This is a genomic window from Mycobacterium sp. SMC-8 (assembly GCF_025263565.1).
Lineage (GTDB): Bacteria > Actinomycetota > Actinomycetes > Mycobacteriales > Mycobacteriaceae > Mycobacterium.
Window position 1 is genome coordinate 3,804,461 of record NZ_CP079865.1, and the last position, 22,752, is coordinate 3,827,212.

Genomic DNA, 22,752 nt, shown 5'->3' on the forward strand with positions numbered 1-22,752 from the left:
TGCGCCGCAGCATTGTTCGCCTGAAATGCTCAGCGCACCGGTTTCAGCCGTATCGGTGTGGTGGCCACCAGCCCCAGCGGATCGACATAGTCGGCGCGCGCCGCCGGCCCCCACATCGCGCCCCAGTGCAGGCAGGTGGCTGCGGCACACCCCGGATGCCCTGCGACGAGCACACCGAGCGCGGAGCCCTGTGCCACCGTCTGGCCCTGCCTCACGGCGGGATCGACGGGTTCGTAGCTGGTGCGCAGCCCGCCCGGGTGGGCGATCGACACCAGCGGCCGGCCCGCGAGCTCACCGGCGAAGACGACCGTGCCCGCCGCCGCCGCATACACCGGCTGCCCGGCGGAAGCGGCCAGATCAACCCCGCGGTGCCCGCGCTGCCAGTTCGGCGACGGAGCGTCGAACGTTCGGACCACCGCCGGACGCGGCTGCAGCGGCCACCCGAGCCGGCCCTCGTCGGCCGCGGCCGACGGCGCACAGAGCAGCCCGACGACCACGGCCACCCCGCCGGCCACCCCGTTGATTCGCATCTTCTCCAGTTCAGCGGACTGGCGCGAGAAAGATGAAGTCGGAAAATTCGAACCTGTGGATCACCGGCCGAAGCGCCGCTGGGTGGTAAAAGCACCTGCTCCGAGCGTGTAAACTCCTACCCGCAGCTCGTTTGCGCGGGCTGACTTCGCGCGTCTGTGGCACGAACCCACCGGTTCGTTACCTCGTATGCCGGGCGGTCCCGCCCCCGGGGTTCTCCTCGAAAGCGGGTCCGGCATCGAAGCAGTCGCCAGGGTTCGGCTCACCCGATGCCGGACGACAACCGACAACCAAAGAGGTATGGCCGATTATGGCTGTTGTAACCATGAAGCAGCTGCTCGACAGCGGCGCACACTTCGGGCACCAGACCCGTCGCTGGAACCCCAAGATGAAGCGGTTCATCTTCACCGACCGCAACGGCATCTACATCATCGACCTGCAGCAGACGCTGACCTACATCGACAAGGCGTACGAGTTCGTCAAGGAGACGGTCGCGCACGGCGGTTCGATCATGTTCGTCGGCACCAAGAAGCAGGCCCAGGAATCCATCGCCGAGGAGGCGACTCGCGTCGGCATGCCGTACGTGAACCAGCGCTGGCTGGGCGGCATGCTCACCAACTTCTCCACCGTGCACAAGCGTCTGCAGCGCCTCAAGGAACTCGAGGCCATGGAGCAGACCGGTGGGTTCGAGGGTCGCACCAAGAAGGAAATCCTGATGCTGACCCGCGAGAAGAACAAGCTCGAGCGCAGCCTCGGCGGTATTCGCGACATGCAGAAGGTGCCCAGCGCCGTGTGGGTCGTGGACACCAACAAGGAGCACATCGCCGTCGGTGAGGCCCGCAAGCTGGGCATCCCGGTCATCGCGATCCTCGACACCAACTGCGACCCGGATCTCGTCGACTACCCGATCCCGGGCAACGACGACGCCATCCGCTCGGCCGCGCTGCTGACCAGGGTGATCGCCTCCGCGGTCGCCGAGGGCCTGCAGGCTCGTGCCGGCGCCGGTTCGGACAAGCAGGCCGCCGGCCAAGAAGGGGTGGCCGCCGAGCCGCTGGCCGAGTGGGAGCAGGAGCTCCTTGCCGGTGCCACCACCGCCGCACCCGAGGCGGCGGCCGGCGAGGCCGCCGCGCCCGAGCAGTCCTCCTAATTCGCGACGCCTTTTAAGGAAAGACACCTATGGCTAACTACACCGCCGCCGACGTCAAGCGCCTCCGGGAGCTGACCGGTGCCGGCATGCTGGATTCGAAGAACGCGCTGGTCGAGGCCGAGGGCGACTTCGACAAGGCCGTCGAGCTGTTGCGCATCAAGGGCGCCAAGGACGTCGGCAAGCGGGCCGAACGCGCCACCGCCGAGGGCCTGGTCGCCGCCAAGGACGGCGCGCTGATCGAGCTGAACTCCGAGACGGACTTCGTCGCGAAGAACAGCGAGTTCCAGGCGCTGGCCGACCAGGTCGTCGCCGCGGCCGCCGGGGCCAAGGCGGGCGACGTGGAGGCCCTCAAGGCCGTCAAGCTCGGAGACACCACCGTCGAACAGGCCATCGCGGACCTGTCGGCCAAGATCGGTGAGAAGCTGGAGCTTCGCCGTGCCACCTACTTCGACGGCACGGTCGAGACGTATCTGCACAAGCGCGCCGCCGACCTGCCGCCCGCTGTGGGTGTGCTGGTCGAGTACACCGGTGACGACAAGTCGGCCGCGCACGCGGTCGCACTGCAGATCGCCGCGCTGAAGGCCAAGTACCTCACCCGTGAGGACGTGCCCGAGGACATCGTCGCCAACGAGCGGCGCATCGCCGAGGAGACCGCCCGCAACGAGGGCAAGCCCGAGCAGGCGCTGCCCAAGATCGTCGAAGGTCGCGTCACCGGGTTCTACAAGGACGTCGTGCTGCTCGACCAGCCGTCGGTGTCCGACAACAAGAAGTCGGTCAAGGCCCTGCTCGACGAAGCCGGCGTCACTGTGACGCGCTTCGTCCGTTTCGAGGTCGGTCAGGCCTGACCCGCTGACATCCGCCAAGGCCCCCGAGACCACGTCTCGGGGGCCTTGTGCTTGGTGCCAGGAGTGCGACGCACGGAATGCCGCTCCGGCCCGGGTTGTTTGCTGTACCTGACGCAACCGGCGCAACATCGCCCACGTGCGCCAGTCGGGCTTCCCCAGTCTTTGCCGCCGATCAAGATCATTACACGCAGCAAAACCTACAGCTAACCCGGTTGCCAATTGATGGCCGCGTCAAGGCTCAATTTTTGCCAGAATCTGGCGGTTCAGAGTTAACCTCACTGCATGTTCGCCGGGCAAAACCGCCATGGTCCGCGGTGACCGACACCGTTGAGTCCCGCCGCACGGCAAACAGCGATGTCGGGGAAGATTATGCGGTCGACGAAGAAGTCGACTTCGGACAGTTACGTCTGCGCAAGGCCTGGGAGTCGGTTGTAGGTCCGCTGGTCGACCTGACGACCGGGTCGATTTCGGTGGCCGTCGGAATGACGTGGGCCACCCACGCGGACGTGCAAGGTCCTCCGATCTGGATGCTATGGTTCTTCGCACCGACGATCGTCGCGATGAGCGCGATCCGTGGCCTTTACCAGCGCTCCCTGCAGCGCACCTTTCTGGACGAGCTGCCCACGATCCAGGCGGTCACGGCGCTCGCCGCGATGCTGTTGCTGTCCGGTCTCGTTCTCAACACCACCATCGAGGGATCTCGCAGCGGAGCTGTGGCCCGGATCTGGATGTGCGCGGCCATCCTGGTGCCCCTCGGCAGGCTGCTGCGCTTCTCGATCAGGCGCCGGCTGTTCCGGCGCAACATCCTCACCGCGCCCACCCTGATCGTGGGCAACGGGCGCATCGCCGCCAAGGTCGTCGACCGGCTCGACGTCACCCCGGAGTACGGCTTGAGGCCCGTCGGACTGGTCGACGACGAGGCGCCGTCGATGGGGATCGACAGGGACAAGCCGTCGAGCATCCCGTATCTAGGCAAGCTGGACCGCCTCGATGAGGCGATCACCCTCACCGGCGCCGAATGCATGGTCGTCGCGTTCTCCCGCACCCGCGACGAGGCGCTGTCCGCGGCGGTCCGCATCGCGCACGACCGTGGGGTGGCGGTCTGGATCGTGCCGCGGATCTTCGACACCATCGGCGTGCACGCCCGCATCGACCACATCGGTGGCCTGCCGCTGATCGCCGCGCCACGCACCGATCCGCGAAGCTGGCAGTTCGTGGCCAAGCACGTGTCCGATCGCGTGGTCGCCACACTGGGCCTCGTCGCGATCTCGCCGCTGTTCCTCACCCTGATGCTGCTGGTGCGGTTGAGCTCCCCGGGGCCGATCTTTTTCGGTCAGCCTCGGGTCGGCCGCGACGGCCGGGTGTTCAGATGCCTGAAGTTCCGTTCGATGCGCCCGCCCAGGGAATCCGATGCCGCGTTCACGCTGAACCCGGATTCGGCGCCCGGCGGTGTCGAGGGGGAGGATCGGCGCACCGCGATCGGCAAGATCATGCGGGCCACGTCGCTGGACGAACTGCCTCAGTTGATCAACGTCATCAAGGGCGAGATGAGCCTGGTCGGACCGCGGCCGGAACGACCCGAGTACGTCGACCTGTTCAACATCCAGATCGCGCGCTATGGCGATCGGCACCGGGTCAAGGCCGGTATCACCGGCTGGGCGCAGGTGCATGGCCTCCGCGGGCAGACCTCGATCGCCGACCGCGCCGAATGGGACAACTTCTACATCGAGAACTGGTCGCTGTGGCTGGACTGGAAGGTCCTGGCGATGACCGTGGGAGCGGTGCTGCGCCGCGCGGAGTGACGGCCGCGGCGAACATCCCGTCCCACTCGGTACGCTTTGGTACCGTTCGGCCATGGATCGTGTGCACGCGTTCGGCGACGACGCCCTGGGTGACTCCGATGCCGTCGGCCTGGTCGCCGCACTCAAGCGCGGGGCGGTGTCCGCCGGCGAACTCTTCGAGGCCGCCATCGCCCGCACCGAGAAGGTCAACCCCGCTCTGAACGGTCTCGCCTACGAGGCTTACGACCGGGCCAGGGCCCGCGGCCGGGCGCATCGCCCCCACGGCGGGTTCTTCGACGGCGTGCCGTCTTTCGTCAAGGACAACGTGGCCGTCGCCGGAATGCCCACGATGAACGGCACCGACGCCTGGGATCCGGTGCCCGCCCCCGACCACGGTGACTTCGCCGCCGCGTACCTGGCCACCGGTTTGGTACCCCTCGGGCGGACCCGCATGTCGGAGTTCGGATTCAGTGCCGCCGCCGAGCACCCCCGACTGGGGGCGGTGCGCAACCCGTGGCACACCGACCACACCGCCGGCGCCTCGTCCTCCGGATCCGCGGCGTTCGTCGCCGCCGGTGTGGTGCCGATCGCGCACGCCAACGACGGCGGCGGCTCCATCCGTATCCCGGCCTCGTGCAACGGGCTGGTAGGGCTCAAGCCGTCCCGCGGCCGGCTGCCGTTGGACAAGGAAATGCGTCAGATGCCGTTGCGCATCGTGGCCAACGGCGTGGTGACGCGGTCGGTGCGCGACACCGCGGCCTTCTACCGCGAGATGGAGAAGGTCGTGATGAACCCGAAGCTGCCGAGGATCGGCGACGTCGCCGGACCCGACCCGCGGCGCCTGAGCATCGCGGTGTGCACGCAGTCCATCGCACGTGAAGCCGGGCCCGAGGTCAGCGAACTCACCCTCAAGACGGCGGCCCTTCTGGAGTCCCTCGGCCACCGCATCACCGTCATCGACAACCCGGTGCCGCAGCGGTTCATGGACGACTTCCTGCTCTACTGGTCGTTCCTGGCGTTCGCCCTCGTGCGTGGCGGCCGGCGCAGCTTCGGTCCGACCTTCGACCGCAGTCGCCTCGACAACCTGTCGCTGGGCCTCGAGCAGCACGCCGCCCGCAATCTGCACCGGTTGCCGACCGCGATCGCGCGGCTGGCCCGGGTCCGCCGCGTCACGTCGCGACTGCACGCGAGCTACGACGTGGTGCTGATGCCGACCCTGGCCGACGTGCCGCCGCGCGTCGGGCATCTCGACCCGACCGCGCCGTACCGGCAGATCATCGACCGGCTCGTCGACTGGGTGGCGTTCACCCCGCTGCAGAACGCCACCGGCGAGCCGGCAATCTCGTTGCCGCTGGCGCAGTCCGAGGACGGGCTCCCCGTCGGCATGATGTTCTCCGCCGGTGTGGGAGAGGAGGCCCGCCTGCTGCGGCTGGCGTTCGAGCTCGAAGAGGCGCAACCCTGGCGTCGGATCCAGGATTGACCGGCCCCACCGGCGAAATCCGTTGCGGCGACGACACGACGCCGTAACGGCACCGGGGTGCTGTTAACAACCCCGACACTGCGCAGCGCGGTGCGCGAAACGTTCGGCCCGCACCATCGCTTCTCGTGGAGACCAGTCAGGCCGGTGCAGCGCCGACCGCAGTGCGATCGCCGCAGCTCCCCACCGGGTCAGCAAGCACCTTCACGTGCCTGGTCCGGTTCGCGCTGGCCAATGTCGCACGCCGCCCGGAGCGCTTCGTGCTCTCGGTGCTCGGCATCGCGCTGGCCATCGCATGCGTGACGGTGGTGCGCACCGTCTCCGCCGGATTCGCCACCACCGGTGAAGCTTCGGTCGCCGAAGTGCTTGGCGGAGCACAACTCTGGGTGGTGCCCGCCGCGGGCGTGCACTTCGACCCCGCCGCGGAGGCGCTGGTCGCCGACGGACCGCCCCCGGCCATCGCCTACCCGACGGCTGGATTGCGACGCGCACGGTGTCCGGCGTCATCCAACTCGGCGGTCACACCGTAGCGCTGCGCGGCGCAGACGATGTCCCCGCCGGTGAGGCCGTGCTGGGAGACGCTGCAGCCGAACGTCTTTCGCTCTCCGACGGCGACCGTATCACCGTCGGCACCCGACAACTGACAGTTTCGATCGACGGCGCCGGACAGTCGCTGACGGTCCCGACCCCGGTGGCCCGGTCCGTGATCGGTGACCACGGCTGGTGGACGGTGTGGGCGCCCGAGGGCCAGCAGCAACGCCGTGATCTCGCCCAGATCTTCGGCGCGGCGGTGGGTCTTCCGGCGACGCCGGATCCAGCGGTGGCACCGGATCCCGCCGGAGCGGGGCTGATCTACGACACCGTCGGCGGCTCCGGACCCCTGACGTTCGAACAGAAGTACTCCGCGCTGTTCTCGGGCAAGGTTACCGGATCGACGCTCGGACTGATCTCGACCGTCGGGCTGGGGCTGGGTTTCGTGATCGCGGTGTCGTCGTTCCTGGCCGCGGTGACCGAACGGCGACGCGAGTTCGGGATCATGTCGAGCATCGGCCTCGCCGACGAGGTGCTGTACTTCTTTCTGGTCGAGTCGGCACTCATCTTCCTCACCGCGTACGTCGTCGGCGTCGTGACCGCCGGTGCTGTTGTCGCGGTGGTGATTCCGGAGATCTCGTCGTTGGGGTCCTGGCTGCAGGGCGCGGCGTTGACCGCGATGTTCCTACCGGCCATGGCGATCGTCGGCGCGCTGGTCCCGGTTCACCGCCTGTTGCAACAACGGCCGGTCGCGCTGCTGGGGGACCGATGAGCACCCGCAGAGGTCTGGCATACGGCTGGCTGGCGACCCGCCGGCGGGCGCAGGAACTGGTGCTGCCCGCCGTCACGACGGCCACCGGCGCGTTCTTGGTCGTGCTGGTCTTCGCGATGTCCGACGGCATCCGCGCCCAGTCGGCCTCGCTCGGACATGCCGACGAAATCGCCCGTGCCGTGGTGCTGATCGCCATCGCCGTCCTTCTCGTCGGTATCGCCGAGGTCGCCGTGGCGACCACCAGGACCGTTGCCCACCGCACCCGCGAACTCGGTGTGCTGGCCGCCAACGGTGTCCGGCGCGGGCCGGTGGTGGCCGCGCTGCTCGTCGAGCCGGTGACCGCCGCCGTACTCGGCGCGCTGGCCGGTGCCGCCCTGGCGGTCGCGGCCGGGATCGTGCTGGCGCTGCTGGGCGTCGTCGCGACCGGGGTCTCCTACCCGGGTCTGGCCGTCGGGGCCGCGGTCGCGGTCCTGGTCAGCGTCGTGGCCGCGCTGGCCACCAGCATCGTGCCCACCTGGAAGGCGGCGTCGCGGCCGCCGATCCGCTCCCTGGCCTCAGGAGGCTGACCGTGACCGCTCTCGAGGAGACCACCGGCGCCGCACCGGTGATCGAGATCGCCGACGTGTGGAAGCTGCACAAACTCGGCGACGAGGTCGTCAAGGCGCTCAAGGCCGCCGACCTGACGGTGACACCCGGTGAGTTCGTGTGCCTGATGGGACCCAGCGGCAGCGGAAAGTCCACGCTGCTCAACATCATCGGCGGTCTGGACCGGCCCACCAAGGGCACCGTGCGCATCGCCGGTCAAGACACCGCGACGCTGACCGAGAGCCAGTACGCGGCCCTGCGCCACGACACGATCGGGTTCATCTTCCAGAGCTACAACCTGATCCCGTTCCTGTCGGCCGTCGAGAACGTCGAGCTGCCACTGATGTTCGAGCCCTATGACCGCAAAGCGCTGCGTACCCGCGCCATCGAGCTTCTGGAGCTGGTCGGGCTCGGACATCGCATCAACCATCAGCCCACCAAGATGTCGGGCGGGGAACAGCAGCGCACCGCGATCGCCCGCTCGCTGATCAGCAACCCCAAGCTGGTGCTGGCCGACGAACCCACCGCCAATCTCGATCACCGCACCGGCGAGACGGTGGTGCGGATGCTGCGCGACCTGTGCTCGACCCTCGGCGTGACCGTGGTCGCGAGTACCCACGACCCCACGGTGGCCGACGAAGCGAGCCGTGTCGTCCGGATGAAAGACGGACAGATCGTCAACTGAACGAGAATCCCAGTGGGAGAGCACAATGACCCAAACCGAGCCCGCGGCGTCGGCTCAGCGCGACAAACTCATGACCACCGAATTGGTCCCCGAACAGATCCTGCCCAAGGTGATGACCACCTTCGGCCTCACGGCCGCCTACGTCTTCATCATCTGCTGGATCACCGGCTCCTCGGTGATGGCAGCCGGAGGGTGGACGGCGATTCCGATGTGGGTGCTGGGAATTCTGACCTTCCTGGTCCCCGCGGGGATGGCGGTCGTCGAACTCGGCAACCTGTGGCCGGGCCAGGGCGGGGTCTACATCTGGGCCACCCGGACCATGGGGGAGACGTGGGGATTCATCGGCGGTTATCTGTCCTGGGTGCCGGTGATCCTCAACGCCGCGTCCTCGCCGGCGGTGGTGCTGCAGTTCCTGCTGCTGGCCTTCCACGCCGAACTCGGCCTCACCACCAGCATCATCTGTCAGCTGGTCATCCTGTGGACGGTGATCGGTCTGGCGTTGGCGAAGCTGGCCGCCAACCAGAAGATCATGAATGTCGTCTTCGTGGTCTACGGGGTGCTGGCACTGACCATCTTCCTCAGTGGTCTGCTGTTTGCCGTCGACAACGGGTCGGCGACTCCGTTCAGTTGGGCCGAAGCCACCATCCCGAACTTCGCGGTCGCCGGATTCCTGTACGGAACGGTGCTGCTGTACCTGCTCGGCGTCGAGACGCCCTACAACATGGGCGCGGAGTTCCTGTCGGTGCGCAAGAGCGGTCCGAAGATGATCCTCTGGGGATCAACGGCTCTGGTCGCCATCTACCTGATGACCACGCTCGGGACCATGATGGCGCTGCCCGGCGACGAAATCGATCCCGTGACCGGCGTCATCGGCATGCTCGACGTCGCCGGCTTCCCCGGTCTGATGGAGGTCTGCGCGGCCGTGCTGGCGTTCATCATCATCGTGGCCCTGATGACCTACCAGGTCGCCTACTCGAGACTGATCTTCGTGTCCGGTCTGGAGCGCCACCTGCCCCGGCTCTTCACCCATCTGAACCCGCGCACGCGTAACCCGGTGACCGCCATCCTGATCCAGGGCGTGATTTCCTCGGTGATCCTGGTCGGTCTGTACTCGCAGAGCAGCATGGCCAACGTCACCATCTACCTGCAGGGCGGCCTGTCGACGGTGTGGCTGCTGTCGGGATTCTTCTTCCTAATCCCGGTGGTGGTGGCGCGCAAGAAGTACGCGGATCGGTATGCCAGCGAACAGTTCTGGCGGATTCCCGGTGGTATGGCCGGGGTGTGGACTGCGGTCGTCGTCGGGTCTGTCGGCACCGTCGGCGGCATCTACTACTCGTTCGTCACGCCGTGGATCGACGTGCCCGGCGCCACCTGGATGACCTGGGTCGGCGGCATCAGCCTGGGCATGTTCGTCCTCGGCCTGACGGTGTACATCTTCGGCCGGCTTCGGCGCACAAGGTCAGTCAGGAGGACGCGCTGGCACACCTTGCGGTCTTTGATCTCACCACCACAGAAGAAACCACAGGGAACAAGGAAACCGCGAAATGACGATGGAGGACACCCGCACTCGCGGCGAGCACGATGCGGCGCTCGGGGCCTACCCGCTCGATCCGTTGACCGGAGCCGAGATCGAGGCCGCCGCGGCGGTGGTGACGGCCTCCGAATATGCAACGACCACGCTGAAATTCGTGATGATCCAGCTTGCCGAGCCGGACAAGAACCCGGCGCTGACCTTCGAGGGGCAGGCCGTCGCCCGGCGGGCGTTCCTGACCATGTACGACGCCGCGGCGAAGCTGATCTACGAGGCCGTCGTCGACCTCACCGCGCGCGTGATCGACTCCTGGACCCCCATCCCGGGACGATTTCCGTCGTATCTCGTCGGGCACATGACGGGGGTGGAGGAGAAGGTCCGGGAGGACCCCCGCTGGCAGGACGCGATGCGAAAGCGCGGGGTCACCGATTTCAGCCTGGCGATGATCGACCCGTGGCCGGCGGGCTACTACGGTGCGCAGGACCACTACGAGCGCTCCGCGCTGATCTGCCGGCCGCTGACCTTCGTGCGTGCCGCCCCCTCCGAACACGGGTATGCCCGTCCGGTCGAGGGGTTGATCGTCACGTTCGACCTCGACGCCATGACCGTCCTCGACGTCGAAGACCACGGCGTGGTGCCGCTGCCCCCGACCGCGGGCAACTACACCGAGCAGTTCATGTTCGACCCGAACAACCGGCCGGCGTTCACCCAGTTCCGCGACGACGTGAACGCCATCGAGATCACCCAGCCTGACGGCCCCAGCTTCACCGTCGACGGCTGGAAAGTGCAGTGGCAGAAGTGGTCTCTGCGGATCGGGTTCAACCCTCGCGAGGGCATCACACTGCACGAGGTCACCTACACCGACCGCGGCGAGACCCGCCCGATCATGTACCGGGCATCGTTGTCGGAGATGGTGGTGCCCTACGGCGACAGCGCGCCCACCCACTGGAACAAGAACGTCTTCGACATGGGCGAGGTCGGGATGGGGTTCTCGGCGAACCCACTGACGCTCGGCTGCGACTGCCTCGGCGAGATCCACTATTTCGACGGCACGGTCAACGATTCCAACGGCAACGCCGTCACCATCCCCAACGCGATCTGCATGCACGAAGAGGACTTCGGAATCTCCTGGAAGCACACCGACTTCCGCACCGGCGAGGTGGAGGTCCGGCGCTCCCGCCGGTTGGTGATCTCGATGATCTGCACCGTGGGCAACTACGAGTACGGGTTCTTCTGGTACTTCTACAACGACGCGTCAATCGAGGTCGAGGTCAAGCTCTCCGGTGTGCTGACCACCGGGGCGGTCGAGGTCGGTCCGGGGGAGCAGCCGCGCTGGGGCAAGATGGTCGCGCCCGGAATCTACGGCCCGAATCACCAGCACTTCTTCAACTTCCGCCTCGACATGTGCATCGACGGTCCGGGAAACAGTGTCTACGAAGTCGATTCGGTGCCGGAACCGGATCCGGCGCTCAACCCGCACCGCAACGCGTGGATCACCAAGGACACCGTGGTGGCCTCCGAGGCCTGCGGCGCGCGTGACTGGAACTGGTCCACCGGCCGGTACTGGAAGATCACCAACCCGTCGAAAACCAACGAACTCGGCATCCCGCTGGCCTACAAGCTGGTGCCCAAGGACATCGTGCCGGTGATGGTGCAGGAGGGGTCCTACATCTACGACCGCGCCCGGTTCCTGCAACACAATCTCTGGGTGACCAAGTACGACCCGGCCGAGCGGTTCGCGGCGGGCGACTACATGTACCAGTCGGCGGACGTCCAGGGTCTGCCTGAGTTCATCGCCGACGACGCGCCGCTGGAGAACACCGACGTCGTGCTCTGGTACACCCTCGGCGCCCACCACGTCGTGCGGCCCGAGGACTGGCCGGTGATGCCGTGCGCGTACACCGGGTTCCATCTGAAGCCGATCGGCTTCTTCGACGGGAACCCGGCGCTGGATCTGCCGCCGTCACCACCCAAGGCCTGCCACAGCGGTCACGCCGCCCTGCCCGTGGCGGACCGGGCCCTGGAGTCCTGAGCCGAACGCACTCACCTACCTCCCGACCACCGCCGGCGCGGCGTCGGCGGCCGGGGTCAGCGCCGGGAAAAGCCGTGGCGTCACCCCCTCTACCTGGGCTGGCGAGACCGCGGCGACACGTGTGGCGGCGGCGAGCGTGCGCCGAGTCGGAGGATTTCTCGGCGTGGCGGCCGCAGACTCGCACGGTCGCGGGAAAAAGTGGCGCGCGAGTTTGGCAGGATTGGGGCAATCGTGTCGCGTTCGCAGTCCGGAAGGAGCCCGATGGCAGACCCAACGGCCAAGCCGATCGCCGACCCGTCCTCCCCGATCAGACCCGCGTACGGCAGGGTCCTGCTGAAACTCGGCGGCGAGATGTTCGGCGGCGGGCAGGTCGGGCTCGATCCCGACGTGGTCGCACTGGTGGCCCGCCAGATCGCCGAAGTCGTCCGCAGCGGGGCGCAGGTCGCGGTCGTCATCGGCGGCGGCAACTTCTTCCGCGGTGCCCAACTGCAGCAGCGGGGCATGGAGCGCACCCGCTCGGACTACATGGGCATGCTCGGCACCGTGATGAACAGCCTTGCGCTGCAGGATTTCCTGCAGAAGGAGGGCATCGACACCCGCGTGCAGACGGCCATCACCATGGGACAGGTAGCCGAGCCCTACATTCCGCTGCGCGCGGTACGGCACCTGGAGAAGGGCCGCGTCGTGATCTTCGGCGCCGGCATGGGGCTGCCGTACTTCTCCACCGACACCACCGCCGCCCAGCGTGCGCTGGAGATCGGGGCCGACGTGGTGCTGATGGCCAAGGCGGTCGACGGGGTGTTCACCGCCGACCCGCGCGTGGACCAGAACGCAGAACTGCTCCCCGCGATCAGTCACCGCGAGGTCATCGACCGCGGGCTCAAAGTCGCCGACGCGACGGCGTTCAGTTTGTGCATGGACAACGGTATGCCGATCCTGGTGTTCAATCTGCTCGTCGACGGCAATATCGCGCGCGCCGTCGCGGGTGAGAAGATCGGGACACTGGTCACCACCTAGCCGTGGGCACCGGGGCAGCGACAGCGACGGGAGACAAGCAGTGATCGACGAAACCCTCTTCGATGCCGAGGAGAAGATGGAGAAGGCCGTCTCGGTGGCACGCGACGACCTCGCGTCGATTCGCACCGGCCGCGCCAACCCGGGGATGTTCAACCGCATCCACGTCGACTACTACGGCGCCGCCACCCCGATCACCCAGCTGTCCAGCATCAACGTGCCCGAGGCCCGGCTCGTCGTCATCAAGCCCTACGAGTCCAACCAGCTGCGCAACATCGAGGACGCGATCCGCCACTCCGACCTGGGGGTGAACCCCACCAACGACGGCAACGTCATCCGGGTGTCGATCCCGCAGCTCACCGAGGAACGGCGCCGCGACCTGGTCAAGCAGGCCAAGGCCAAAGGCGAGGACGCCAAGGTGTCGGTGCGCAACATCCGCCGCAAGGCGATGGAGGAGCTGTCGCGCATCAAGAAGGACGGCGACGCGGGTGAGGACGAGGTGACCCGCGCGGAGAAGGACCTCGACAAGACCACCCACCAGTACACCAACCAGATCGACGAATTGGTCAAGCACAAGGAAGGCGAGTTGCTGGAGGTCTGACCATGACCGACCAGCACTCGACCCCCGTGGGACCCCAGCCGGTCGACGAGCCGCCGACGAAGTCGTCACGTGCCGGGCGCAATCTGCCCGCCGCCATCGCCGTGGGCGCCGCCCTCGGCGGCGGACTGATCGCGATCCTGCTCTTCGCGCCCTACCTGTGGCTCGCCCTGGTGGCGTCCGCGGTCGCGATCGCCACCTATGAGGTCAGCAGCCGCCTCCGGGAGGCCGGATATCGGATCCCGATGGTGCCGCTGTTGGTCGGCGGTCAGGCCACGCTGTGGCTGACCTGGCCGTTCGGTCCGGCGGGAGCCTTGGGCGGCTTCGCCGCCACCGTCGTGGTGTGCATGATCTGGCGGCTGGTCGGGCAGGGCCTCAAACACGCGCCGGAGAACTACTCGCGTGACATCGGCGCCGCGGTGTTCCTCGCGACCTGGGTGCCGCTGTTCGCCAGCTTCGGCGCGCTGCTCATCTACCCCGAGGACGGCGCCAACCGCGTGTTCTGCCTGATGCTCGGCGTGGTGTTCTCCGACATCGGCGGCTACATCGCCGGAGTGCTGTTCGGCAAGCACACCATGGCCCCGGCGATCAGTCCCAAGAAGTCCTGGGAGGGACTGGCCGGCTCGCTGCTGTTCGGCGTGACCGCGTCGGTGCTTGCCGTGGTCTTCCTGCTCGACAAGCCGTGGTGGGCCGGCGTCGCGCTCGGCCTGATGCTGGTGATCACGGGCACCCTCGGGGATCTGGTCGAGTCCCAGTTCAAACGCGACCTCGGCATCAAGGACATGAGCAATCTGCTGCCCGGCCACGGCGGCATGATGGACCGCATCGACGCCATGTTGTCGTCGGCGGTCGCCACCTGGATCGTGCTGACGCTGCTGGCCTGACCGCCGCTGTTGGCTTGAGCGCCCGTCAGCAGGGGATACTGGACGGCAGTCATGCCGAATCCACTTCCTCTGGTCTTCGACGCTCCGCGCCGCGCGCTGCCGCCGAAGCATTTCGCCGACCTCACCGACGCCGAGAGGTCAGCCGCGGTCGCCGAGCTCGGGTTACCCGCCTTCCGGGGAAAACAGCTGGCCAACCAATACTTCAGCCGGCTGATCGCCGACCCGCGCGAGATGACCGACCTGCCTGCTGCGGTACGCGACCAGGTCGGCGCCACGCTGTTCCCGACGCTGCTGCACGCCGATCGCGAGATCGAGTGCGACTCCGGTGAGACCCGCAAGGTGCTGTGGCGCGCGGGCGACAACACCACGTTCGAGTCGGTGCTGATGCGCTATCCCGACCGCAACACCGTGTGCATCTCGTCACAGGCCGGCTGCGGGATGGCGTGCCCGTTCTGCGCGACGGGGCAGGGCGGACTGAAGCGCAACCTGTCGACGGCCGAGATCCTCGAACAGGTCCGCTTCGCCGGCGCCGAACTGCGCAACCGCGATGGGGGAAGGCTGTCCAACATCGTCTTCATGGGCATGGGCGAACCGCTGGCCAACTACAACCGCGTCCTTGCCGCCGTGAAGCGAATCACCGCGCCCGCGCCGGACGGCTTCGGCATCTCGGCCCGGTCGGTGACGGTGTCGACGGTCGGCCTGGCCCCGGCGATCCGCAAGCTGGCCGACGAGCGGCTCAACGTGACGCTGGCGGTGTCGCTGCACACTCCCGACGACGAGCTGCGCGACACCCTGGTGCCGGTGAACAACCGCTGGAAGGTCGACGAAGTCCTCGACGCGGCGCGCTACTACGCCGACGTGACCGGGCGCCGGGTGTCGATCGAATACGCGTTGATCCGCGACGTGAACGACCAGCCGTGGCGGGCGGATCTGCTGGGCAAGAAGCTGCACGGCAAGCTCGGCCCCCTGGTGCACGTGAACCTGATCCCGTTGAACCCGACCCCGGGCAGTGAGTGGGACGCCAGCCCCAAGCCGGTCGAGCGCGAGTTCGTCCGGCGGGTGCGCGAGCGTGGGGTCTCCTGCACCGTGCGTGATACCCGCGGCCGCGAAATCGCCGCCGCCTGCGGCCAACTCGCTGCTCAGAGCTGACGCGTCACGGCGTGGCGCCGGGCCGGTTGACGAACCACACGTTGTCCTCCCGCAGGTGGCGGCTGCGCCAGCCGTCCGGCGTGCGGACGAGGTCGTGGAAGTAGTACCCGCCGCACGAACTCTGTTCCGCCATGCCCGGCAGCTGCATCGGGTTGTAGAACATCGCGCGCACGGTGGCGGTGTCGCCATCGGGCCCCGAATCGAACTCGGCCTCGATGTTGGTGATGTAGTGCATCGTCCACGGAATCGCCGCGAACGCCTTGCTGAACAGGCCGGTGATCTCGTCCCGGGAGCCCGGCGGGATGCCTGCCGACGAGTAGTCGATCACCGCGTCCTCGGTGAACACCGAGCGGTACAGCTCCCAGTCCTTGGTGTCGACGCCGCGGGCGTAGCGGCTCAACAGATCACGGATCTCCAGTTCGTCGCTCACCCGGGAAGCGTCGGTCATCACACCACCTCCAGTCGCAGGGCGCGGATCCGCCAGCCCTGCGGAGTCCGTGTCATCTCGTCGTGCCACCGCCCGGCGAAGAAACTGATGCCCGACTTCCCGGGCAGCTCAACGGCGTTGAACCACATGGCCACCACGCGGGCGGTGTCGCCGTCGATCTCGGCTTCGATGTTGGTGACGTAGTGCATGCCGACCGTGATCGACCCCTGGTGCCTGGTGAGATATCCGACCGCATCGTCGGAGGTGCCTGCGAACAGGCCGGCCGCCGAATAGTCCACGCGGGCGCCGTCGGCGAACATCGACCGGTACAGCGCCCAGTCCTTGAAGTCGACGGCACGGCAGTAGCGCGTCAGCAGGTTCTCGATCTCCAGACGATCGGCCAGCTGCCGCAGACTCACTGGTCCGGCATGCCGATCGTCTTGGCCTCCAGATACTCCTTGTAACCCTCTTCACCGTTGCGGTACCCCAGGCCGGACTGCTTGGTGCCGCCGAACGGGCTGCCGATGCCGAAGTGGCTCTTGCCGTTGATGGTCACATTGCCGGTGCGCATCCGGCAGGCGACGGCGAACGCGCGGTCAACGTCGGCGCTGCTGACCTCGCCGGACAGACCGTAGATCGTGTTGTTGGCGATCGCGATGGCTTCGTCGTCGGTGCCGTAGGGGGTGACGGTCAGTACCGGCCCGAAGATCTCCTCTTGCGCCACCACCGAATTCGGATCCACGTCGGCGAGCAGGGTGGGCTGTGTGTAGTACCCCACCGGCAGGTTCTCCGGGATGCCACCGCCGGTGACCAGCCGCGCACCGGAGTCGATACCCGAGGAGATCAGGCCGAGGACCTTCTGCCGCTGCGTCTCGCTGATCTGGGGTCCCTGCATGTTGCCCGGCGTCCACGGATCCCCGACCGGGAAGTTCTCCATCATCGTCCGAAGCGTATCGATGCCCTCGTCATACCGGCTGCGCGGCAACAGGATCCGGGACGGCAGGATGCAGGACTGGCCTGACATCACGCACGCCATCATCGCCGCCATCGGCAGCGCGGCGTTGAAGTCGGCGTCGTCGAGGACGATGTGGGCCGATTTGCCGCCGAGTTCGAGCAGCGTCTTCTTGACCGTCGGCGCGCCCGCGGCCAGGATCGCCCGCCCGGTCGCGGTGGACCCGGTGAACGTGATCATGTCCACGCGGGGATCGGCGGACAGCGCGGCACCCACCTCGTTGGCGTTGGAGACCACTACGTTGAACACCCCGGCCGGAATGTCGGTCTCCTCGGCCACGATTCGGCCGTACTCGGTGCCCGACCACGGGGTCAGCTGGGCGGGCTTGAGCACCACGGTGTTGCCGGCCATCAACGCCGGCACCGTCTCGGCGATGTTGAGATAGAACGGCACATTCCAGGGGGTGATCGCGCCCACGACGCCGACCGCCTCGTAGTGGATCTTGCGTCGTGCCGGCCCGAGCGGCGTGTCATGGACGCCGTTGTCGATTAGATAGTCGAAGTTGCGGCCGTGTTCTGCCCAGTGCCTGACCTCTTCGATCGGGCTCTCGATCTGGCTGCCGGTCACCGAGACGGGACAGCCCACCTCGGTGATCAAGATGCGACGCAGCCGCTCCTTGTTGCGCTCCAGCGCATCGTGCAACTGGCTGAGGCAGTGATAGCGGAAGTCGAGATCGCGCGACCAGTCGGTCTCGTCGAAGGCCCGCCGCGCCGCGCCGACGGCACGCTGGATGTCCTCGACCGTGCCGTCGGTGGCGTGTCCGGCGACCTGCTCACTGGCCGGATGGATGACCTCGAAGGTGGCTCCGCTTCCGGTGGCTTGCAGTTCCCCGTCGATGAGCATGCGCTCGTCGCCGGCGAGCACTCCGGTTTCGGTCTCCGCTGTCGTCATGGGGACAGCTTTACAAGTTTTCCGCCGAGTGTCACGCGTTTCGGTTAGCTTGTCTTGATTCCCACCGCATGGCGCAACTGAGCCAGGAACTGATCGTCGTCGTCGGCGCGCACGATGTAATGCGAGACCGCAACTCGGATCGCGGTGGCGGCCTTGACCGCACCGTTGGCGCCTGGCAGCAGCTTCTCCAACTGCGCGCGCATCACCGGAATGATGTGGGACAACCGGGAGATGACGACCTCGGGTTCGATGTCGACGAGCCGCACTCCCGAATAGGACTGCTGATATTCGACGATGAACCGCATCGCCGCATCGACCCGGTCGTTACCCCGCAGGCCGGCCGTGGCCTTGGCGATGCCGGTCTCGAACATCTGCCGTTCATGAACGCCGAACGCCTCGAGAAGCGCCTGCTTGTCGGCGAACCAGCGGTACAGCGTCGGTCGCGACACCCCGGCCTGCAACGCGACCTCGGACAGGCTCAGCTTGGTCTGACCGGAACGGCCCAGCACCTCTGCGGTGGCCGCGAGAATCCTGGTCCTCGTCGAGGTGTCCTCGGCGGCGTCGGCTGCGGATTGATTCACGTAGGGGCCTCACTTACGGGTTCGGTGTCGATCGTAAAGCGTGGCCTGTCGGTCACAAACTCTTGTCGAGCAACGCGACGGTGTCGAGGTCCTCCAGCGCCTCAAGGCTGCGCTCCACTCCCTTGACCGCGATCTGCTCGTCCTGCATTCCGCCCATCCCGGCGGTGATCAGTGCCGCGACATACGGGTACATCGCGCCCTGCCGGTAGCGGTCCCAGAGTTCGTCGCGGTCGAGCTCCGGACCGCCGGACGCCGCCAGCGCCCCCCGGTACACGTCGAGCAGATCGCGTTGACACTGTCGCCGGTCCTCGCCGGTCATGCTGGTGACCAGCGTGTACGCCAGCTCCCGGCTGGGGTGTCCACGCCTGACCGCCTGCCAGTCCAGCAGGCCGGGGTGGCCTGCGCGGAAGTACAGGTTGCCGGGGTGGGCGTCGCCGTGCATCACGGTGTGTGGCGGCCGGTCGATCAGCGAGGCCGCGGCGCGGTAGTTCTCGCAGATGAAGTGGCCGCGGTACACCGGTAGATCGGTGCGCTCGGCCAGCCGCCGTGCCGAGGTCCGCAGCAGCGGCGCGGTGAGCAGTGACGCGCTGTCGCCGGACGCGGTGTAGAGCCAGCCCAGCGGACCGGTCCCGCTGCGCTCCGGCAATCGGCCCCAGAACGTCGCGTGCAGCCGGGCGAGCAGTTCGACCACCAGAGCGGCCCGCTCCGGATCGATCGGGTGCAGGGTGTCGGGGAACTCGCACGGCGCCTTCGAGGGGTCGGCCAGATCCTCCAGCACCAGAACGAAGCGTCCGGTGACCGGGTCGAACCGCGAGCCGTAGCTGCCCGGTACGCCGGTCAGCTCCGGGGCGAGCTGGCGGTAGAAGCGCGTCTCGGTCGCGGCGAGGTTGCCCAGCTCACCCATGATTCGGATGGCGACGGTCTCCGCCGCCATCTTGACGAACACCGACCCCGGCACGTCGTCGCCGGTCAGCGCCAGCCGGGCACGGGAGGAGGTGCCGGCGTCGCCGTCGAGCACCGTCACCGATGTGACGGTGCGTCCCATGAGCGACGACATCGCCGTCGCGTCGAGGTCGGCGAGGGTGCGGGGTAGTGCGCGCCGGTGGCCGATCAGCGCGTCGGTCCCGATCCGGCGGATACCGCGGCCAAGATGGGAGGCCAACCCCGCGGCGGGAGCGATCCGATTGGCGATGACGGACACCAGTTGACTCCTAGGCTTGGACCGGTAGCTCACAAAGGCTTACAAATCCACGTGTTTTTGTAAAGTGTCGCGAGGTGGTCGGTATGACGGGTCCGTTGGCGGGTGTTCGAGTCGTCGAACTCGGCGTGTGGGTGGCGGGTCCGGCCGCCGGCGGAATCCTTGCCGACTGGGGGGCCGACGTCGTCAAGATCGAACCTCCCGAGGGCGATCCGGCGCGCACGTTCGGCCGGATGCTCGGTATCGATCCGCAGGATCGCCACCACGTCAGCCCGCCGTTCGAGATGGACAACCGCGGAAAGCGTAGCGTCGTGCTGGACCTGACGACGGTTCACGGCAACACCGCAGCGCGCGATCTGCTGGCCGGCGCCGACGTGTTCCTGACCAACATCCGCACCGGGGCGTTGCGCCGCATCGGGCTGGACTTCGACGAGGTCGCGACGGCCAACCCGCGGCTCGTCTACGGCTTGATCACCGGATACGGCAGCCAGGGCCCTGACGCGGACCGGCCGGCCTACGACGTGGCCGCGTTCTGGGCCAGGGCCGGCCTGGCCCATCTGCTCACGCGCCCGGGGGAGACCCCGCCGTTTCAGCGCGGCGGCATGGGCGATCACATGGCGGGTATGACGCTCGCCGGGGCGGTCTGTGCTGCGTTGGTGGCGCGTAACCGCACCGGGACAGGGCAACTCGTGACGACCTCGCTGTACCGCCAGGGCGCCTACACGGTCAGCTTCGACCTCAACACGTTCCTGATCACCGGCCATCCGATCGCCATCGGACAACGCGAGTCGATGGCAAACCCGTGCATGAACAACTACACCGCCGGCGACGGACGACGGTTCTGGCTGGTGGGCCTGCAGGGTGATCGGCATTGGCCCGCGCTGTGCGCGGCGGTGCAGCGACCCGGGTGGTTGACCGACGAACGGTTCGCCACGGGCCGCGCCCGGGCCGCCCACGCAACCGAGTTGATCGCCGAGCTCGACGAGATCTTCGCCAGCAGGACCCTCGCCGGTTGGGCGGAAGTCTTTGCCGGACAGCCGGATCTGTTCTGGTCGCCGATCAACTCGCTGGAGCAGGTCGTCGCCGACGAACAGTTCCATGCCGCGGGCGGGATCGTGTACGTCCCCGACGCTGGCGGCGGTTCGGTGCCGATGGTTGCCACCCCGGCCGACTTTCACGGCACTCCCGCCCAAATACGTAGTGTTGCACCCGGTCTGGGTGAGCACACCGACGAGGTGCTGGCCGAGGTCGCTGCGCGTGCGCTCAGCTCGGAATAGGCGATCCTTGTACCGCGCGGACGGATCTACGGTCCTGGGTTCCTGACCCGCGCGGCGTGGCGCAGCTGGTCGAGGAACTGCTCGGCATCGTCGCTGCGGACCAGGTACTGCGAGATCGCGACCCGCACAGCGGTGGCGGCTGCGAGCGCGGCGTCCGGTCCGGTGCACAGTCGCTGCAGCCGCTCGCGCATCAGCGGCAGCACGCGGGCCAGTCGCCGGATCACCTGGTCGGGTTCGACGTCGACCATGCGCAAACCTGGGTAGGACAGTTGATATTCCACGATGACCCGCAGAGCCGCGTCGAGGCGCTCGGATTCGGGCAGGCCGGCTGTGGCGCGCGCGATCGCCTGTTCGTAGTACTGCCGCTCCCACACCACGAACACGTCGAGCAGTTCACGTTTGTCGGCGAAATATCGGTACAACGTCGGCCGCGAGACCCCGGCCTGGGCCGCCACCTCCGACAGCGAGAGCTTTGTCATGCCGTTGCGGCCCAACACTTCTGCCGTTGCACTCAGAATGCGTTGACGCGCGGAGATGTCCGGGTCGTCGGCATCGTGAGTTGGCCGAGCATCCGGCGTCCGTTGCGGCATGGGGATAGCTTTACAAATTTACGGCTAAGTGTCACGCTATTTCGGTGACTGCACCCCGCCTGGGAGATCAGCCCGCCAAGACGGAGCTGCGGAATCTGCGCTGAGGATCGGAGCGTTCATGAGGGTCGGAGTCGATCTCACCAAGTGCACCGGGCACGGCATCTGCGAATCGCTCGCCGAGGACGTGTTCGAGGTGCAGGACGACGGCACCGTCGTCATCCGTGGCGCCGAGCGTCCTGAGTCGGACCGGGAGCGGATGCAGCAGGCCGTGACGCAGTGCCCCGCGGCCGCCCTGTACTTCGCCGCGGAATAGAGTTCCTGGTCGTGGCCGAGGGCCCGGCGGCAGCCAGGAACGCTATTCCGCGGGAGAGGGTTTGGGCGGGCGGGGGCGGAGGAGGACCGACTGCTGGATCGCTCCGACGGGTCCGGACTCGTCGAACAAGGTGCCCAGTGTGGCACCGATTCCATCCGGGCCGTAGCTGGTTTCGGCGCGGATCCCGATCCACTCGCCGGCGGGCACCCGATGGATGTGGACGGCCAGATCGGTGTTCAGGAACGTCCACGTGCGGATGTCGAGTCTGGTGCCGATCCCGTTGGCGTCGTCGGCCACGGCGAACAACCGCTCGAGCGGCGTCATCGCTTCGCCGCTGACCAGGTCGACCTCGGGTTTGATCCACGACTCGCCGGGACCCGCGGCCATCGGCGTGGTCAGCCACCGCCAGTCCAGGCTGTGGACGTAGTTGCGGTCCCAGTCCTTCTTCATGTCCCGGCCGCGGGCCTCCGAGAGCGGGCGCAGCGGTTCGGCGGGGGCGTGCGCCACCGCGGCGGTGTCCAGTGTCTGCAACCGCCAGCCGCTGGCCCTGGCCACCGGCCGCAGCCGGCCGCCGGGCCCCGGGGCCAGCATCTCGGCGCTGATCAGTTCGATCTGCGTACCGGGACGCTCCCGTCGCGCGCGGACCCAGAATTCACCGTCGGCGGGCACCGGGCCGAGCAGGTCGACCAGCACGCGGCTGAGTCTGGTGTCGGCCCGTGGCTCGCAGCGTTGCAGGGCGCGCACCAGCAGTGCCGACACCGGTGCGGCGTGCTGGATGGCCGCCGACCACGTACTGCGCACCAAGTCAGTGGCGGTGAACTTCTCTCCGCGGTCCTCGGCGGTGTCGACGAGTTCGTAATAGGAATCGGACATCGCTGCCTTTCTCGGGGCCGATCGGGGCGGG

General features: G+C 67.6%; 21 protein-coding genes and 2 pseudogenes. 15 read left to right on the top strand and 8 right to left on the bottom strand.

The window, feature by feature from the left end; genetic code table 11:
• Positions 1-29 precede the first annotated feature (29 nt).
• A complete protein-coding gene (locus KXD97_RS18385) occupies positions 30-530 on the bottom strand; it encodes a M23 family metallopeptidase (protein WP_260751486.1) in 501 nt (166 codons plus the stop codon).
• A gap of 308 nt (positions 531-838) precedes the next feature.
• Between KXD97_RS18385 and rpsB the strand changes: the two genes are divergently transcribed.
• The 13 genes and pseudogenes from rpsB (at position 839) to rlmN (ending at position 15,559) form a co-directional block, all read left to right on the top strand.
• Positions 839-1,675, top strand: a complete 837-nt coding sequence (gene rpsB, locus KXD97_RS18390) for a 30S ribosomal protein S2 (RefSeq protein ID WP_260751487.1) — start codon at positions 839-841, stop codon at positions 1,673-1,675.
• A 29-nt stretch (positions 1,676-1,704) separates the two neighbouring features.
• The gene (gene tsf, locus KXD97_RS18395) at positions 1,705-2,520 is read left to right on the top strand and encodes a translation elongation factor Ts (RefSeq protein ID WP_260751488.1); all 816 of its coding nucleotides are present in this window, start codon (positions 1,705-1,707) and stop codon (positions 2,518-2,520) included.
• A gap of 314 nt (positions 2,521-2,834) precedes the next feature.
• Positions 2,835-4,322 (top strand): sugar transferase, encoded by a 1,488-nt coding sequence (locus tag KXD97_RS18400; RefSeq protein ID WP_260751489.1) that lies wholly within the window; start codon positions 2,835-2,837, stop codon positions 4,320-4,322.
• A 52-nt stretch (positions 4,323-4,374) separates the two neighbouring features.
• The gene (locus KXD97_RS18405; protein ID WP_260751490.1) at positions 4,375-5,781 is read left to right on the top strand and encodes an amidase; all 1,407 of its coding nucleotides are present in this window, start codon (positions 4,375-4,377) and stop codon (positions 5,779-5,781) included.
• A 125-nt stretch (positions 5,782-5,906) separates the two neighbouring features.
• A pseudogene (locus KXD97_RS18410) lies at positions 5,907-7,081 on the top strand (FtsX-like permease family protein).
• On the top strand, positions 7,078-7,647 hold the full coding sequence (locus KXD97_RS18415) for an FtsX-like permease family protein (protein ID WP_260751491.1): 570 nt from the start codon (positions 7,078-7,080) through the stop codon (positions 7,645-7,647). Before KXD97_RS18410 ends, KXD97_RS18415 begins: the two are co-directional and overlap by 4 nt.
• A gap of 2 nt (positions 7,648-7,649) precedes the next feature.
• Entirely contained in the window at positions 7,650-8,351 is a 702-nt protein-coding gene (locus KXD97_RS18420; RefSeq protein ID WP_260751492.1) for an ABC transporter ATP-binding protein, read from the top strand.
• Positions 8,352-8,376: 25 nt separating this feature from the next.
• A pseudogene (locus tag KXD97_RS18425) lies at positions 8,377-9,899 on the top strand (APC family permease).
• A complete protein-coding gene (locus tag KXD97_RS18430; RefSeq protein ID WP_260751493.1) occupies positions 9,896-11,914 on the top strand; it encodes a primary-amine oxidase in 2,019 nt (672 codons plus the stop codon). The pseudogene KXD97_RS18425 and the gene KXD97_RS18430 overlap by 4 nt, the downstream one beginning before the upstream one ends.
• 261 nt (positions 11,915-12,175) lie before the next feature.
• Positions 12,176-12,931 carry a UMP kinase gene (gene pyrH / locus KXD97_RS18435; RefSeq protein WP_260751494.1) on the top strand — a complete coding sequence of 252 codons (756 nt, stop codon included), beginning with the start codon at positions 12,176-12,178 and terminating at the stop codon, positions 12,929-12,931.
• A gap of 40 nt (positions 12,932-12,971) precedes the next feature.
• Entirely contained in the window at positions 12,972-13,529 is a 558-nt protein-coding gene (gene frr / locus KXD97_RS18440; protein ID WP_260751495.1) for a ribosome recycling factor, read from the top strand.
• 2 nt (positions 13,530-13,531) lie between these two features.
• Entirely contained in the window at positions 13,532-14,410 is an 879-nt protein-coding gene (locus KXD97_RS18445) for a phosphatidate cytidylyltransferase (protein ID WP_260751496.1), read from the top strand.
• A 51-nt stretch (positions 14,411-14,461) separates the two neighbouring features.
• Positions 14,462-15,559, top strand: a complete 1,098-nt coding sequence (rlmN, locus tag KXD97_RS18450; protein WP_260751497.1) for a 23S rRNA (adenine(2503)-C(2))-methyltransferase RlmN — start codon at positions 14,462-14,464, stop codon at positions 15,557-15,559.
• A gap of 4 nt (positions 15,560-15,563) precedes the next feature.
• On the opposite strand, the gene KXD97_RS18455 is transcribed toward rlmN, so the two are convergent.
• The 5 genes from KXD97_RS18455 to KXD97_RS18475 are packed head-to-tail and all read right to left on the bottom strand — an operon-like array spanning position 15,564 to position 19,674.
• The gene (locus KXD97_RS18455) at positions 15,564-16,007 is read right to left on the bottom strand and encodes a nuclear transport factor 2 family protein (RefSeq protein ID WP_260751498.1); all 444 of its coding nucleotides are present in this window, start codon (positions 16,005-16,007) and stop codon (positions 15,564-15,566) included.
• The gene (locus tag KXD97_RS18460) at positions 16,007-16,405 is read right to left on the bottom strand and encodes a nuclear transport factor 2 family protein (RefSeq protein ID WP_260751499.1); all 399 of its coding nucleotides are present in this window, start codon (positions 16,403-16,405) and stop codon (positions 16,007-16,009) included. Before KXD97_RS18460 ends, KXD97_RS18455 begins: the two co-directional genes overlap by 1 nt.
• Complete coding sequence (locus tag KXD97_RS18465; protein ID WP_260751500.1) at positions 16,402-17,889, bottom strand: aldehyde dehydrogenase family protein; 1,488 nt, start codon at positions 17,887-17,889, stop codon at positions 16,402-16,404. Before KXD97_RS18465 ends, KXD97_RS18460 begins: the two co-directional genes overlap by 4 nt.
• A 44-nt stretch (positions 17,890-17,933) precedes the next feature.
• Complete coding sequence (locus tag KXD97_RS18470) at positions 17,934-18,470, bottom strand: TetR/AcrR family transcriptional regulator (protein ID WP_260751501.1); 537 nt, start codon at positions 18,468-18,470, stop codon at positions 17,934-17,936.
• Between the two features lie 52 nt (positions 18,471-18,522).
• Entirely contained in the window at positions 18,523-19,674 is a 1,152-nt protein-coding gene (locus KXD97_RS18475; protein ID WP_396885464.1) for a phosphotransferase, read from the bottom strand.
• A gap of 80 nt (positions 19,675-19,754) precedes the next feature.
• On the opposite strand from KXD97_RS18475, the gene KXD97_RS18480 reads away from it, so the two are divergent.
• Entirely contained in the window at positions 19,755-20,945 is a 1,191-nt protein-coding gene (locus KXD97_RS18480; RefSeq protein WP_260751503.1) for a CaiB/BaiF CoA-transferase family protein, read from the top strand.
• Between the two features lie 26 nt (positions 20,946-20,971).
• Here the strand turns inward: KXD97_RS18480 and KXD97_RS18485 are convergent, their stop codons facing one another.
• Positions 20,972-21,535: a TetR/AcrR family transcriptional regulator gene (locus KXD97_RS18485; protein ID WP_260751504.1), complete on the bottom strand. Its 564-nt coding sequence runs from the start codon at positions 21,533-21,535 to the stop codon at positions 20,972-20,974.
• A gap of 118 nt (positions 21,536-21,653) precedes the next feature.
• Here KXD97_RS18485 and KXD97_RS18490 point away from each other — a divergent pair, with 118 nt between their 5' ends.
• On the top strand, positions 21,654-21,848 hold the full coding sequence (locus tag KXD97_RS18490) for a ferredoxin (protein ID WP_260751505.1): 195 nt from the start codon (positions 21,654-21,656) through the stop codon (positions 21,846-21,848).
• A gap of 42 nt (positions 21,849-21,890) precedes the next feature.
• On the opposite strand, the gene KXD97_RS18495 is transcribed toward KXD97_RS18490, so the two are convergent.
• Complete coding sequence (locus KXD97_RS18495) at positions 21,891-22,721, bottom strand: thioesterase family protein (protein ID WP_260751506.1); 831 nt, start codon at positions 22,719-22,721, stop codon at positions 21,891-21,893.
• Positions 22,722-22,752: the final 31 nt, after the last annotated feature.